General features: G+C 63.7%; 15 protein-coding genes. 7 read left to right on the top strand and 8 right to left on the bottom strand.

What is annotated here, in order from left to right:
• The first annotated feature begins 96 nt into the window (after nt 1-96).
• Both BM190_RS05055 and BM190_RS05050 read left to right on the top strand, forming a co-directional pair.
• Nucleotides 97-1836, top strand: a complete 1740-nt coding sequence (locus tag BM190_RS05055) for an ATP-binding protein (RefSeq protein ID WP_026202466.1) — start codon at nt 97-99, stop codon at nt 1834-1836.
• 299 nt (nt 1837-2135) lie between these two features.
• Complete coding sequence (locus BM190_RS05050) at nt 2136-2642, top strand: MgtC/SapB family protein (protein ID WP_092252463.1); 507 nt, start codon at nt 2136-2138, stop codon at nt 2640-2642.
• Between the two features lie 3 nt (nt 2643-2645).
• On the opposite strand, the gene BM190_RS05045 is transcribed toward BM190_RS05050, so the two are convergent.
• From BM190_RS05045 to BM190_RS40280, 6 genes are all read right to left on the bottom strand, one after another.
• Nucleotides 2646-2855 (bottom strand): hypothetical protein, encoded by a 210-nt coding sequence (locus BM190_RS05045; RefSeq protein ID WP_092252461.1) that lies wholly within the window; start codon nt 2853-2855, stop codon nt 2646-2648.
• A gap of 3 nt (nt 2856-2858) precedes the next feature.
• The gene (locus BM190_RS05040) at nt 2859-4004 is read right to left on the bottom strand and encodes a PepSY-associated TM helix domain-containing protein (RefSeq protein WP_092252459.1); all 1146 of its coding nucleotides are present in this window, start codon (nt 4002-4004) and stop codon (nt 2859-2861) included.
• Between the two features lie 5 nt (nt 4005-4009).
• The gene (locus BM190_RS05035; protein ID WP_244550598.1) at nt 4010-6079 is read right to left on the bottom strand and encodes a TonB-dependent siderophore receptor; all 2070 of its coding nucleotides are present in this window, start codon (nt 6077-6079) and stop codon (nt 4010-4012) included.
• Between the two features lie 452 nt (nt 6080-6531).
• Complete coding sequence (locus BM190_RS05030; protein WP_092252457.1) at nt 6532-9108, bottom strand: HAD-IC family P-type ATPase; 2577 nt, start codon at nt 9106-9108, stop codon at nt 6532-6534.
• Nucleotides 9105-9272, bottom strand: coding sequence for a hypothetical protein (locus BM190_RS40285; protein ID WP_177236920.1), 168 nt, complete (start codon nt 9270-9272; stop codon nt 9105-9107). Before BM190_RS40285 ends, BM190_RS05030 begins: the two co-directional genes overlap by 4 nt.
• A gap of 197 nt (nt 9273-9469) precedes the next feature.
• Nucleotides 9470-9613 carry a hypothetical protein gene (locus tag BM190_RS40280; protein WP_177236919.1) on the bottom strand — a complete coding sequence of 48 codons (144 nt, stop codon included), beginning with the start codon at nt 9611-9613 and terminating at the stop codon, nt 9470-9472.
• Between the two features lie 267 nt (nt 9614-9880).
• On the opposite strand from BM190_RS40280, the gene BM190_RS40275 reads away from it, so the two are divergent.
• Nucleotides 9881-10036 (top strand): hypothetical protein, encoded by a 156-nt coding sequence (locus BM190_RS40275; RefSeq protein ID WP_177236918.1) that lies wholly within the window; start codon nt 9881-9883, stop codon nt 10034-10036.
• A gap of 24 nt (nt 10037-10060) precedes the next feature.
• On the opposite strand, the gene BM190_RS05020 is transcribed toward BM190_RS40275, so the two are convergent.
• Together BM190_RS05020 and BM190_RS05015 are read right to left on the bottom strand one after the other, a co-directional pair.
• A complete protein-coding gene (locus BM190_RS05020; protein WP_092252453.1) occupies nt 10061-10747 on the bottom strand; it encodes a hypothetical protein in 687 nt (228 codons plus the stop codon).
• A gap of 24 nt (nt 10748-10771) precedes the next feature.
• Nucleotides 10772-11401 carry a ParB-like protein gene (locus BM190_RS05015; RefSeq protein ID WP_092252451.1) on the bottom strand — a complete coding sequence of 210 codons (630 nt, stop codon included), beginning with the start codon at nt 11399-11401 and terminating at the stop codon, nt 10772-10774.
• A gap of 336 nt (nt 11402-11737) precedes the next feature.
• On the opposite strand from BM190_RS05015, the gene BM190_RS05005 reads away from it, so the two are divergent.
• The 4 genes from BM190_RS05005 to BM190_RS04990 all read left to right on the top strand — a co-directional run bounded on the left by BM190_RS05005 (nt 11738) and on the right by BM190_RS04990 (nt 14273).
• Complete coding sequence (locus BM190_RS05005; protein ID WP_018320952.1) at nt 11738-12079, top strand: hypothetical protein; 342 nt, start codon at nt 11738-11740, stop codon at nt 12077-12079.
• A gap of 223 nt (nt 12080-12302) precedes the next feature.
• Nucleotides 12303-12590, top strand: coding sequence for an acyl carrier protein (locus tag BM190_RS05000; RefSeq protein WP_007592476.1), 288 nt, complete (start codon nt 12303-12305; stop codon nt 12588-12590).
• 10 nt (nt 12591-12600) lie between these two features.
• Entirely contained in the window at nt 12601-13071 is a 471-nt protein-coding gene (locus BM190_RS04995; protein ID WP_092252447.1) for a 3-hydroxyacyl-ACP dehydratase FabZ family protein, read from the top strand.
• Nucleotides 13068-14273 carry a beta-ketoacyl-ACP synthase gene (locus BM190_RS04990; protein ID WP_018320950.1) on the top strand — a complete coding sequence of 402 codons (1206 nt, stop codon included), beginning with the start codon at nt 13068-13070 and terminating at the stop codon, nt 14271-14273. Before BM190_RS04995 ends, BM190_RS04990 begins: the two co-directional genes overlap by 4 nt.
• Nucleotides 14274-14292 lie beyond the last annotated feature (19 nt).

Raw genomic sequence — 14292 nt, 5'->3', positions numbered from 1 at the left:
TTTAACGAAGTGCCCGCGCCTGGCGCTTAACCGTTTGTGCAGCCACGGCCGCGCATAGTCCGGGCAAATCCCTCGCTCTCGCCAGGTTCATTCATCGTGACATCCTTTGGACGCGTGATTTCGGTTCGCGGATCGCTGGCCCGGGTCGGGCTGCTGGCAGAAAGCCAGATGCCGATCTCGGAAGTTCGGGCGACCGTCGGCCGCTTCGTCAGTATTCGCAGCGCCAGCTCGGTCATCGTCGCGATGATCACCGAGGTGTCCTGCGAGAACCTGTCGAGCAGCGACAGTTATATCGCGGTTGCCTCGGTCGACCTGCTCGGCGAGATCCTCAACGCCAGCGACAAGCCGAAATTCCAGCGCGGCGTCACCAACTATCCGACCATCGGCGATTCCGTCGATCTGATTACCAGCCAGGAGCTGCGCACGATCTACGCGCCGACCGGCTCGGACCAGATCAATGTCGGCTTCCTCCAGCAGGATCGCTCGGTCGTCGCCTATGTCGATGTCGAGGAAATGCTGTCCAAGCATTTTGCAGTGCTGGGATCGACCGGCGTCGGCAAATCCACCGGCGTGTCGCTGCTGCTCAACGAGATCCTGAAGGCGCGCCCGAACCTGCGCATCTTCCTGCTCGACGTGCACAACGAATATGGCCGCTGCTTCGGCGACCGCGCGCTGGTGCTCAACCCGCGAAACCTGAAGCTACCGTTCTGGCTGTTCAATTTCGAGGAAATCGTCGACGTGCTGTTCGGCGGCCGCGCCGGCGTACCCGAGGAGCTCGACATCCTGGCCGAGGTGATCCCGCTCGCCAAGGGCGTCTACACCCAATACCAGAACGCCGACCGCATCGGCCTCAAGCGCATCGATCCCAAGCAGATCGGCTACACCGTCGACACCCCGGTGCCGTACCGCCTGGTCGACCTGATGTCGCTGATCGACGAGCGCATGGGCAAGCTCGAGAACCGCTCCTCGCGCATCATCTATCACAAGCTGATCTCACGCATCGAAGCGGTGCGCAACGACCCCCGCTACGCCTTCATGTTCGACAACGCCAATGTCGGCGGCGACACCATGGCCGAGGTCATCAGCCATCTGTTCCGCCTGCCGGCGAACGGCAAGCCGATGACGGTGATGCAGCTCGCCGGCTTCCCCGCCGAGGTGATCGATTCCGTCGTCTCGGTGCTGTGCCGCATGGCCTTCGATTTCGGCCTGTGGAGCGACGGCGTCTCGCCGCTGCTGTTCGTCTGCGAGGAAGCGCATCGCTACGCCTCCGCCGACCGCAATATCGGCTTCGGCCCGACCCGCAAGGCGGTGTCGCGAATCGCCAAGGAAGGCCGCAAATACGGCGTCTATCTCGGCCTCATCACCCAGCGGCCGGCCGAGCTCGATGCCACCATCATCTCCCAATGCAATACGCTGTTCACGATGCGTCTTGCCAACGAGCGCGACCAGGCGCTGCTGCGCGCCGCTGTGTCGGACGCCGCCGCGAACCTGCTCTCCTTCGTGCCCTCGCTCGGCACGCGTGAAGTGCTGGCCTTCGGCGAAGGCGTCGCACTACCGACCCGGTTGCGCTTCAAGGAGGTGCCACCGCACCAATTGCCGCGCGGCGAGGCTACCATCAGCAGCGTCCCTTCGGTCACCTCCGGCCACGACATGCATTTCGTCAGCGCCGTGCTCGAACGCTGGCGCGGCGCCACCTCGCAGCGCGACGTGCCGAATGACCCTGTGTTCTCGGCTCCGCCCGCCAAGACGCTCTCCAATGTCGAGGCCCCGATGCTGCAGCCCTCGATGGGGCTCGATCCGGACCGCTTCTCGCTGCTGAAGAAGCCGCTGCGGTAAAGACTCTCCTGTCCCGGGCGCGCTGCAGCGTGAAACGCTGCTGCGCACAGCCGGGACCCACGCCGCGCACACCCTCCTCTCCGACATTCTGGGCCCCGGCTCAGCAGCGCACCGCAACGGACGATGCTTCGCATCGCCGGGAGCGCCGCGCTGCGTCCGGGGCACGAGACGTAACGACTCCTCTGGAGCCTCTCGCCCGCATCGACTATGTTTTGCCGGTACGAAGCCGACGTTCTACACATGACGAACCCTCGCTCGAACGCATGGGACGCGTGCCGAAGAAGTGACTAGATGACGAAATGGACTGGCCCGAAATCCTGCTGCGCCTCGGCACCGCGACGCTCGCCGGTAGCGCGATCGGCTTGAACCGCGACCTGCACGGCAAGCCGATCGGGCTGAAGACGCTCGGCATCGTCGGGCTCTCCACCGCGGCCGTCGTGCTGCTCGCGGTCCAGTTCGCCGAGCCCGGCAAGATCACCGATGCGACGAGCCGTGTGATCCAGGGCATCCTGACCGGCATCGGCTTCCTCGGAGCCGGCGTCATCGTCCACGAGAGCGACCGTTTTCGCGTGCGCGGCCTGACCAGCGCGGCCTGCACCTTCCTCGCCGCCTGTCTCGGCATTGCGTGCGGCGCCGGGCAATGGAAAATCGTCATGGTCGCGCTGGCGTTCACTTTCGTGCTGCTCACGATCGGCCGCCGCGTCGAACGCTGGCTGCATCGGATGCTTGGCGGCAAGGATGAGAGACGTGACGTCGGCCACGACATCGAAGCACGCGATTTGTCAGAGCCCGATCGGCATCCATAGACCTCAGCGCGGTTGATCCGCGCGACGCCAGCAGAAGATGGCCAGAACGACCGGCAGCGACAACGCCAGCCACGAAAGCGCGTCCCAGACATCGTCTCCGACCAGCGCAAGGCCGAGCCCTGCGCCGCAGACGATGCCGACGAGGAGAGGCCAGCGGAAGACGTCCCACACGCTTCTGTGAACCCGAGGCTGGTTCGAGACGGGAGTGACCATGGGCTATGCGCCGACTGCCGCGGTGCGGCCCGCGTCGAGCGGCTTGCGGCGGGCCGGTGACTTCCGCCGCGCCGCCCAGAGATAGATCCCGCTGACGAGAATGATGATCGTGATTATGTCCAGCAGCGCCCAGATGATCTTCAGCGGAAGCCCACCATAGTCGCCGAAATGCAGCGGGCGGGAGACCTGAAGCGTCTTCAAATACCAGGGCACCTCGGGGGCCACGATGGTCTTGCCGTCATTGGCGTCGACGAGCATCGGCTGGAGCATGCGCGCCGTGAAGGGCGTCGCGCCCTTGGTCCAGACGACCAGATGCTGCGGGCTGCCGAAGCGTGCCGATGTCGGCATCGTCACCGAGGTGACCAGACGATCCGGAAATCTTGCGCGGACGAGCTCGACGGCAGTCTGAACCGACGGGATCGGAGCCACGGGCTTGCCGAGATGAGGCGCCAGCAAGACCGGGATCAACTGCGCGCGCCACAGGTCGAACAGCGGCGTCGCCAGCGTGTTGATCATGCCGGTGAGACCCACAACCATCGCCCAGGTCACGGTGACGATGCCGAAGAGATTATGGGTATCGAGCCATTTGGCGCGCGGAGACGATCGCCGGCGGATCGTGCCGAAATCGAGCCGCCGCATGAACGGCCAATAGACGACCACACCGGACATGATCGACGCGGCGAACACAAGACCCATCGCGCCGAGAAACAATTCGCCCGGCAGGCCTGCGAACATGTCCTTGTGAATCCGCAACACGAAATCCATGACGCTCTGATGTGGAGCCTCCTCCCCGAGCATTTCGGCCGTCCGCGCATCGAACGTTAGACGATGGAAGTTACCCGGCGCCGGGACAGCGGTCGGAGACACCGCGACCGTCACCAGCGGCTCCGTCTGCTTGAGATTGAGAAGCAGGACGTAGTGCCTCGGAAAGCGCGCTTGAGCCGCAGCGATCATCCGGTCGAGCGAGAGACGCGGCGTTCCCTCCGGCATGGCGGGCGCCGCGATCTCATCCTCGAGCAGATCGTCGATCTCGTCGTGGAAGACCAGCGGAAGCCCGGTCACGCACAGCATCAGCAGGAACAGCATGCACACCAGCGACGTCCAGGTGTGAATGCGCGACCATAGCCGGATCGTGCGTGCCTGAACCATGATCTCTACCAGCGATAGCTGACGGTGCCCGTGATGGTGCGCGGGCTGGTATATTGGCAGCCGCCGTTCGCCGTGCAGGCAAGCGTGACGCGATCGGCGATGTTCTTCACGTTGAGCGCCAGGTTGACGCCCTTCGGCTGGCGATAATGCAGGCCGGCATCGAACACGACGTAGCCCTCGTTGACGATGGTGTTGGTGATATCGGCGAAGGTCGGCCCGTTGTAGCGGACGCCGCCGCCAAGACCCCAGCCGTCCCATGTGCCGCCCTGGACAGTGTAGTCGAGATAGGCCGACGCCATCTGGCGGGCGACCAGCGTCGGCACCTTGCCGAGGTCGGTGCCAGTGCTTTGCGTCACCTTCACATCCTGGTTGGTGTAGGTCGCCACCAGGTTCAGCCCGGGCATGATCTGCGCCAGCGTCTCGAACTCGAAGCCGCGCGAATTCACCTCGCCGAGCTGGACCGAGAAGCCGAGATGCGATGGATCGCTCGTGAGCGAGTTTTGCCGCGTCAAATCATACAGCGCCAGCGTCATCAACAAGGTCCGCGACGGTTGGTACTTGACGCCGACCTCATGCTGCTGCGCCCTCGTCGGCTTGAACGGGCTGCCCGCAAAGTCCGTGCCCGGCGTCGGCAGAAACGATTCCGAATAGCTGTAGTAAGGCGCCACTCCGGAATCGAACACGTAGGAGACGGCTCCTCGCTTGGTGAAGGCCGTGTCCTTGGTATCGGTGGTCTTGTTGGTCGCCAAGGCGTAGGTGTTCTGTTCCGAGGCGTCGTAACGTCCGCCCAACGTGAAGATCCAGTTCTGGATCTTCATCTGGTCCTGCGCATAGACGCCGACTTGGTCGATCGTCTGGTTCGCTGAGGGGGCAGTGAGCGCAGTCGGAACCGCAATGGCCTGGTCATAGACGGGATTGATCTTGCTCAGCGGCGGTGCAGCTCCGAAATAGGTCCGGTCCGTCATGTTGAACGTCAGATAGTCGACGCCGGAGACCACCGTATGTTGGAGCGGCCCGGTGCTGAACTTGCTGATCAGGTGGTTGTCGGTCGACAGTGTGTCGATCTGCTCCTGGATACGCATCGAACGTCGCGGAAAAACCGCGGTCGTATCGAGCGGAGTTCCGATGAACGTCAGATACCGATAGTCGAGTTCGGTGTGACCATAACGAGCCTTGGATTCGAAGATCAGGTTGTTGCTGAAGCGGTGCTCGAGCTGGTAGCCGACGCGCTCCTGCTCCTGGTCGAATTTGTTGTAGCTGGGGTCGCCGAGAAACACCGGCAACGCCGTGATGCCGGTGACCTTCCCGCCCGTCACATGGACCATCGACAGCGGAAAGGCATTTCCAGTCACATCGTGCGTGTAGTCGGCGAGAATGGTCAGCGTCGTATCGTTGGTCGGCTTCCAGGTCACGGCCGGAGCGATATAGGTCCGGTTGTCCTTCACGAAATTCGAGAAGTTCGCGATCTGCGCATCGGAATCCCTGAACACGCCGGTCAGCCGATAGAGCAGCGTACCGTCCTTGGTCGCGGGACCGCCGAAATCGAAAGCGCCCTGGAAGCGGTCGTAATTACCGAACTGGCCGACGATCTCGCCGAAGGCCCGTTCGGGCGGCCGCTTGCTGATGACGTCAACGAGGCCGCCCGGCGCGCCCTGCCCGTACATGACCGAGCTCGGTCCCTTGATGACGTCGATGCGTTCGAAGCCGTAGGGCTCGTTGCGGAACAGCGACAAGAAGTTGGGATCGCCGACCTCACGAAGCCCGTCGCGATAGGCACCGTAGCCATTGTTGTCGAAGCCGCGGATGAAGACGTTGTCGAAGCGCGGGTCTTTGCCGCCCGGCTGGATGGCGAGACCTGCAACATACTGCAATCCTTCGACAAGCGTCGTGGCCGAGCGCGCATCGAGCCGATCGCGGCTGACCACCGAAACGGATTGAGGTGTCTCAAGAATAGGTGTGTCGGACTTCATCGCAGCCGAGCTGACGACGGGCACAAACCCCTTCACCGGATCCGTACCGCGTTCCACCGCAGCGGAGGCCGGCTGAGAACCGGCCTCGGCAGCCTGTCCTGCCACGTGTGATCGCGCACGTCGGACACTCGCAGATCGCGAGCTGCGCGATGTCGTGACCTGACGCTTGTTCGCGCGGCCTTGCTCGACCACGACGGGCGGAAGATCCGATGCTCCACTCACGCCCTGGGCTTGCGCGTTGCCGCCAAAGGCGATGGCCGGAGGAAGCACGAGAAGACCGCACAACGTCGACACGCATCCGCGCTTCGTTGCGCGTGCGTGAAACACAAATTCCAGCATTCCCAGTCCCCGAATTTACGGGGACGACCATGCAAAGACTCCGAACGCACAATCAAAGTCTTTCGGACATTCACGTCGTAGAATCTATGTAGACTAGACCTGTTCTAATGAAACGACGTCAGCATCTCGCAGGCGTCTTCCGTTGGCTGCACGAATTCCCGACGCTGAACGAATTCCGCCGCGCGCCGCGATGAGCGATCGACCTGCCGCGTCACGATCTAGAATCGCAAGCGTCGTGCCCATATGGGTTTCAGCAGTTCGAGCACCGTGAGCACCAGCAATCCCGCGCCGAGCGTGACCATCAGATCGTCCAGGTGCAGGGGGCCGAAACGAAACAGACTGGACGCGGGTGACCAGAACAGGGCCGCGGCGAGAACGAGCGCGATCGACAGGAATATCCAGAGCAAAGCCGGGTTCGGACGGAAGAAGGCTGACAAGAACGACGCGCTGAAGGACCGGTTGACCAGCACCAGCGCGACGACGCAGACGACCAGCGCGATGAAAGCCAGCGTACGCGCCTCGTCGGGTGGAATACCGGAACGAAGCGCAACGACGAAGATCACGGCGATCAAGGCAAATGCCATGACGCCTTGAAGGATGCTCCAGCCGACCAAAGCCCACGAGAACAATTCCGCATCGGCGCGCCGCGGCGGGCGCATCATGACATCGCGCTCCTCCCGCTCGGCTTCGAACACGAGCGAGCAGACCGGGTCGATGATCAGCTCCAGAAACGCAATGTGAACGGGTCCGAGAATCAGAGGCAGCCCGAAAACCAGCGGAAGCAGGGCCAGCCCCGCGATCGGAACGTGGACGGCGAAAATGAAGGCCATCGCCTTGCGGAGATTGTCGTAGATCCGGCGCCCCAGCCGGATCGATGCAACGATGGAGCCGAAATCGTCGTCGAGCAGGACGATCGAGGATGCCTCGCGGGCGACATCGGTGCCGCGGCCGCCCATCGCGATCCCGATATGGGCCGCCTTCAGGGACGGCGCGTCGTTGACGCCGTCGCCGGTCATCGCGACGATCTCGCCGTTGCGCTTCATCGCCTGAACGATCCGCAGCTTCTGCTCCGGCAGGACCCGCGCGAACACGTTCACGTTCCCGACGAGGGCCTCCAGCCCGCTCTCGTCCGCGAGCTTGATCTGCTCACCGGTCGCGACCTCGTTGACGTCGAGCCCGGCCTGCCCGGCGATCGCCATGGCGGTCGCCGGATAGTCGCCCGTGATCATGACGACGCGGATGCCGGCCGAACGACATTCGGCCACCGCCTCGGGGACGTGCGGACGCAGCGGATCGGCCAACCCGACCAGACCGAGGAAGCGAAACGAAAAACCTTCCTGCGAGCTCGGCAGGATCTCAGCCTCGCAGGTCGCTGCGGCCACGCCGAGCACGCGAAGACCGTCCTTCGCCATCGCCGCGACCGCATCCCGCAGCGCGTCCTGGTCCGCACCGTCCAATTTACAGAGGCGCGCAATCGCTTCGGGAGCACCTTTGGCCGAGGCGAACAATCCCTGGGACGATTGCCAAACCTGGGTCATCGCCAGCAGCTCGGGACGCAGGCCGTAGGTGCGGATCAAGGTTCGAGCACCCGGGAATTCATCACCCTCCGGCAGGCTCGCCTGCGCGAACGCGTGCAGGGCCTTCTCCATTGGATCGAATGGTTGGGGCGAGCTCGCCAGAGCACTGCAACGCGCCAGCTCGAAAAACTCCGCTCCGACGGACGCCGGTCGCGAAGACACGAGGCGCACGCTCGTCCCGTCGCGTAGCCTCAGCTCCGCAACCGACATCCGGTTCTGCGTCAGCGTGCCGGTCTTGTCGGTGCACAGCACTGTAGCGGAGCCGAGCACCTCGATCGCGGCCGCGCGCCGCGTCAGCACCCGCGCCTTCGAGATCCGCCAGGCGCCCATGGCCATGAACACCGTGAGGACGACGGCGAACTCCTCAGGCAGCATGGACATGCCGATCGCGATGCCTCCGAGCATCGCCTGCAGCCAATCCCCGCGCAGCGTTCCGTAAAGCAGGACGGCCGCCAAGCTGATCATCGCGCCGCCGAGAAAGCAAAGCCGGACGAGCCGTGCGGTCTGCTGCTGCAGCCGCGGCGGCTCCGGCTGCAAGCCATGCAGCGACAGTCCGATCTTCCCGATCTCGCTGCGAGGGCCGGTAGCCTTGACCTCGGCGAGGCCCTCGCCTCGCACGACCAGCGAGCCCGAATACACGAAAGGCAAATCATCGCCGCCCGGGCGATGCTCAGCCAAGCCGGCCTTTTCAGTCAAGGAAGCTTTGGCGACCGGCGCGTTGAGGGCCTGCTTGCGAACCGGGAACGATTCTCCGGTCAGCAGGGACTCATCGACCGCCAGATCACGCGCGCTGACGAGCACCGCATCCGCCGGAATCCGATCGCCCTCGGCCAGGACGAGGAGATCGCCGCGGACGACGTCCCGGCCCGCGATGCGCCGGCGCTCCCCGTCCCTGACCACGAGCGCTCGCGGACTGGTCAACTCTCGCAACGCCTCCAGCACGCGCTCGGTGCGGGTTTCCTGCACGATCGTGATCACGACGGAGATGGCGCCGAATGCCAGCAGGAGCAGCGCCTCGCGAAGGTCGCCGAGCAGCAGGTAGACCAGCCCGCCGCACAGAAGGAGGGCGAGCATCGGCTCGCGCAGCACCTCGAGCACGATGCGCAGCGGCGTGCGCCGTTCGGGCCGAGGCAGTTCGTTGTAACCTTCCTGCTGCAGCCGCAGCCCGGCCTCGGTTTCGCTGAGCCCGGGCGAACCGCCGCTTTCTGTCTTTCTCACGTCTTCCGCCGCATGCTCCAGAGACTTCCAGCCCCCACGACGGCTGTCACCAGCAGGACGGCGACGAAGGTCTGGATGATGGTGAAGTTCAGGGCATCTCGCGCGACGAACAGCGCGGTGACCGCGCCGGCGACGATAAAGACGATGCGAAAGATGATGCTCACGGCCGTGCCTCCAGTCTTGCATGACTTGGAGCCCGGGCCCGCGACGTCGGGGCACAACGCTGCTTCTGCAACCATGCAGGCAGACTCTAACCGGTCACAGCGACGCAGACTTGCGGCAGGTCAAGCCTCACTCGGCCATCGCCGCACCTGGCCGGTCGACGGGTGCGACCTGATGTCCACGTCGGAGTGATCAGCCGCTAGCGCTTCGCCATCAACTCGAGCGCCGGAGCAAAGCGCTCCGCGAACGTCAACGACTTGGCGTGGTGAACTGCGGCAAACGATGCCGAAATCCCGACCGAAGCGACCGCGAGCAAAGCAATTGCGAAAGCCAGACGGCGCATGTTCGCCTCCTGTGTGAGCTCGTCTACCCCATAGAGATGGGACGGCTCTGTTTCAGGACGGTTTCATGGGCGCGGAAATTGATTTCACTCAAGCGCCTGTGATGGGATCCGGCTTATCTGGACGCATTCCGTAACCAACTAACAATGGTCGACGTATTTTGCAGAGGAGCGCGGCCGTGTTGGGAATTCTACATCCGCGGACACGATCCTGAGCACTGCGGCGACCAGCAGCATTCGCTGGAATGGGAGTCATCAAGGACTATTCAAATGAATATCGTGATCCAGAAGCTCAATGGCCTGTGGCACCTCATCGTCGGGTCGTACCAGATCCGAACGCCCTTCCTGGACACCCAGGACCGCGCGCTCGTGGTCACTTACGCCCGCCGCGCCTATCCCGGCGCCAGGATCTTCCAGCGCGACTGACGGGAGCGCAGGCGCCTATTCCGTTCAGAGGCACGGGGTATATCCGGTCGCCTGGAGCCCCACGATCTTTCCATCTGGATTGGCCGACCACTTCACCGAGACGTGCGTAGATCCGCAGACGAAATTGACCGGCCCGCGGTACTCGTAAGTCATCTCCCGTGAACCCGCAGGGCATGATCCGTAGCGGCGCATCGATCCCGGCCGTATCTCCGGCAACCTGCACAACGGGCGCGGCCGCGCGACGTCCGAAAAACCATCTTTCAGCAAGGATGCTCTCAACACTGCCTCGTCGGTCCCTTCCGGGAACTGCGCATTCAGGGTCGCCGTCATTGGACCATCACGGTCATTCAGAGGCGAGGCAAGCGGCTCCGCCAGGATTCTTGGAGGCGCCCAGTTGTAGCTGAGGAATAGATTCAGCGCATATCCGGTAATGGCGAAGAACAGCGAATAGAGCGCTATGGTCCGTATCCAGAGAGACGTCTCCGCTGAGACGGCCGGCAGGCGCAAGCTCAATCCGCCGCACGCCAATCCGAACGACGCAATGATGAGCAGGATCGCAACTGGCACCAAGTATGGATAGCTGGCCAGCCAGCACACCAGAACGACGGCCAGCAAGCTCCAGCCCAGCGCCCGCCCATCCCGACGGAGAAGGGCAATGAGCGGCGCGATTGCCGCCATCATCGTGAAGATGAAAACGCCCTGCTGAGGCATCACAGCACGCGGTTCCCGCTGCGCCTAATCATCGTCCTCCGGACCGCACCAGCCGGGCAGGTAAATCGCATCCTTGCTCTTGGCCGCCGACATCGCCTTCTCGATCGCCTTGTCGAAATCAGCCTCCACCGCCTTGCGCGAGACTTTTCGGCGCAGGAAATCGGCCCAGAGGAATTCGGAGAACGGCGTGGTGTCCTTGGCGAAGCCGCCCAGGCGGCGCAATTCGCCGGCAAGGCTGCGGAACGGATCGTCCTTGAGATCGGCAACCGATTTCGGCAGGTCGCGGAACTGTCGCCGTTCGCCCTTGGCGTCGTAAGGATAGACCCAACGCTTGTTGTCCATCACGCCCCAGAAGGCCTCGCGCTCGACCATGCGGAGGTCGCCGACGATGGTCACCAGCACCTCCTTGACGCCTTCGTCGTGCAGCGCGCGGCCGAGATGATGATGGTCTATCACATAGTACCGCGCGTCGGGGCCGTAGACGACGGGGATCATGTGCTTGCCGAGAAGATCGGCCTGCTTCTTCTTGTCATGCTCGCGCCAGCGCTTGCGCTTCTCCTTGACCTCGCGCATGCCGACCGTCATCTGCGTCGGCCGCAGCGACAGGATCGGGACCGGGTGCACTCTCGGCTCACGCGCGTTGGTCGTGGTCATGGTCGAAGGCCCCTCGCATGGATGCAGCTGACGGTTCAGGTTCCCCCGACTATGACATGGGCCTTGCGGCGGCAAAACGTGTTCGGAAGGACGCGGAGATCACAAGCCGATGTAGAGGGGAACGAAGGCGTGAAGTCCTTGGCTTGCTACCTCTGTGTTGCAGCGCAACCCCTGCATCTCTGCCGCCGACACGACGGCTGGTTCCGCGGTTGCTTCCCACCGTCCATGCACAAATAGTGCGAGCGCACAAATGCACGCTGGCATTGCGAAGATTTTCTGCAACACGTTCATCCCGTGTGCTATCTAAAATCGCTGCTTCGGAGTGATCCCCGCCCCATGACTACCCAGCGGCCCATAAGCTCTGACGACGAGCACCGGGTGCTCCAGTTCAGGCCGCGCACCTCGCCTTCCCCGACGGTCCACCGCGGTAGCGGCACCGTGCAGCCGTTGCGAGTCGCCCCCGAACCACTCGACCTGTCGCGCTACGAGAAGCCCCGCGCCGAGCCGGACGATTTCCGCCATCGCATGCTCGCCAACATCGCGGCGCTGGCCTTTACCATCGCGCTGACCGCAATCGGAATTTGGCTCGCGGTCAGCATCGCCGACCTGCGCCGGACCCAGGATTGCGTGCTGATGGGCCGTCGCGACTGCGTCAAGATCACGACGCCACATATCTAGGCCCGCCTCGCCCCGGCCCCGGCGGGCAAGGGACTCCAGCGGGGCATCCCCAGCCCTCTCTCGCCGCCTGCCCGGCTCCATTGAACTCAGGGCGGCGCTCCGATATACGGGCTTTCGACCCGGCCAGAGGGGGGTTTGAGGGCGTCATCAGGGGCGCGATGCCCACCCACCGTGCCACTCTGGATCATCTGACAAATATCCGCAATATATCAAAGGCTTAGTGATGTCTTCCACATTCGATCAGGTCGCCACGATCATCGCTGAAACCTGCGACATCCCGCGCGACACGATCACGCCGGATAGTCATGCCATTGACGATCTCGGCATCGACAGCCTCGATTTCCTCGATATCGCGTTTGCGATCGACAAGCAGTTCGGCATCAAGCTCCCGCTGGAAAAGTGGACCCAGGAGGTCAACGACGGCAAGGCGACCACCGAGCAGTATTTCGTGCTGAAGAATCTGTGCGCCCGCATCGACGAACTGGTTGCGGCCAAGGGCGCGAGCGCCTAAGCGCGCGGTCATGCAACTCGAATACTTCCACATGATTGATCGCATCGTCGACCTCAAGGTCGACGAGAAGACGATCGTCGTCGAAGCGCAGGTCCCGCAGGAGAGCACCATCTTCGAGGGGCACTTCCCGGGTTACCCCTTGATGCCCGGCGTGCTCCTGATCGAATCGATGGCGCAGGCTTCGGGCTGGCTTCAACTCGGCGTGTTCAAGTTCGAGCGCATGCCGATCCTTGCCGCCGTGAAGGAGGCCAAGGTCCGCGGCTCGGTCTTCCCAGGCGATCTCATGAGCATCGAGGCGAGCCTCGTCCATGAAGGCTCCGGCTATGCCATGACCGAAGCCAAGATCAGGGTCGGCGGCAAGCTGCGCGCGAACTCGGCGCTGACCTTCACGCTGATCCCCTTCCCCAATGCGGATATGCGCGGCTACATGGCGAAAGTCGCCGAGCGCGTCGGCTTTCCGCAACAGGCCGTATCGCCATGACTGACACTGCTTCGAAGCCCGGCCAGACCGAAGTCTGGATCACCGGCATTGGACTCGCGACCTCGCTCGGCGAGGGCCTGGACGCCAACTGGGCCGCGCTTGCCGAGAAGCGCATCAATGTCGACGAGAAGGGCTTTGCGCCCTACGTCGTGCATCCCTTGACGCCTGTTAGCTTCGACAGCCAGATCCCGAAGAAGGGCGACCAGCGCCAGATGGAAGCCTGGCAGCGCATCGGCACCTATGCCGCCGGCCTTGCGCTCGATTCCGCCGGGATCAAGGGCAACAAGGACATCCTGTCGAAGATCGACATGGTGGTGGCCGCAGGCGGCGGCGAGCGCGATCTCAACGTCGACACCGGCGTCTTGACGGCCGAGGCCAAGGGGGCGAACGCGCCCGGCTTCCTCAACGAACGGCTGATGAGCGATCTCAGGCCGACGCTGTTCCTGGCGCAGCTCTCCAACCTGCTCGCGGGAAACATCGCCATCGTGCACGGACTTGGCGGCACCTCGCGCACTTTCATGGGCGAAGAGGTCGCCGGCGCCGATGCCGCCCGCATCGCGCTTGCACGCATCGCCTCGGGCGAGAGCGACATCGCGCTGGTCGGCGGCTCGCATAACGGCGAGCGCAAGGATTTGCTCGTCCTCTACGAATTCGGCGATTTCAACCTCAAGGACAAGTTCGCTCCGGTCTGGGCGCGCAAGGACCACGCTGGCTTCGCGCTGGGATCTGCCGGCGCCTTCCTGGTGCTGGAGTCGAAAGCGCACGCGCAAGCGCGCGGCGCAAAGCCGTTCGCAAGACTGTCGAGCGTGGTCGCCGACCTCGCCCGGCGCAAGCAGCCCGGCGACATGGCCGCGACGCTGGAGCAGCTGTGGGCCAAGCTGCCCAGGCGCGAAGGCAAAGGCGCGATCATCTCAGGCGCGACCGGTGCGGAGCCGGCGACCTCGGAGGAGCGCGACTTCCTGAAAGGCCATGCCGACTTCCCGGTGCGTTCGACCGGCACGATGTTCGGCCACACCATGGAGACGCAATTCCCGCTCGGCATCGCGCTCGCCGCGCTGTCGATCTCGCGCGGTGCGCTGTTCCCGCCGAACGATTCCACCGGCACCGAGATTGAAATGCAGGGAGCGCCCACCCAGATTGTGGTGGTGGGAGCCGGACACTGGCGCGGCGAAGGCATGGCGCTGGTCGAGGCAGTTAGCTAGCTCACCCGGGGGAATCGAC

This window comes from Bradyrhizobium sp. Rc3b (assembly GCF_900114915.1).
Taxonomy (GTDB): Bacteria; Pseudomonadota; Alphaproteobacteria; order Rhizobiales; family Xanthobacteraceae; genus Bradyrhizobium.
This window is presented reverse-complemented; position numbering and strand designations above follow the sequence as displayed.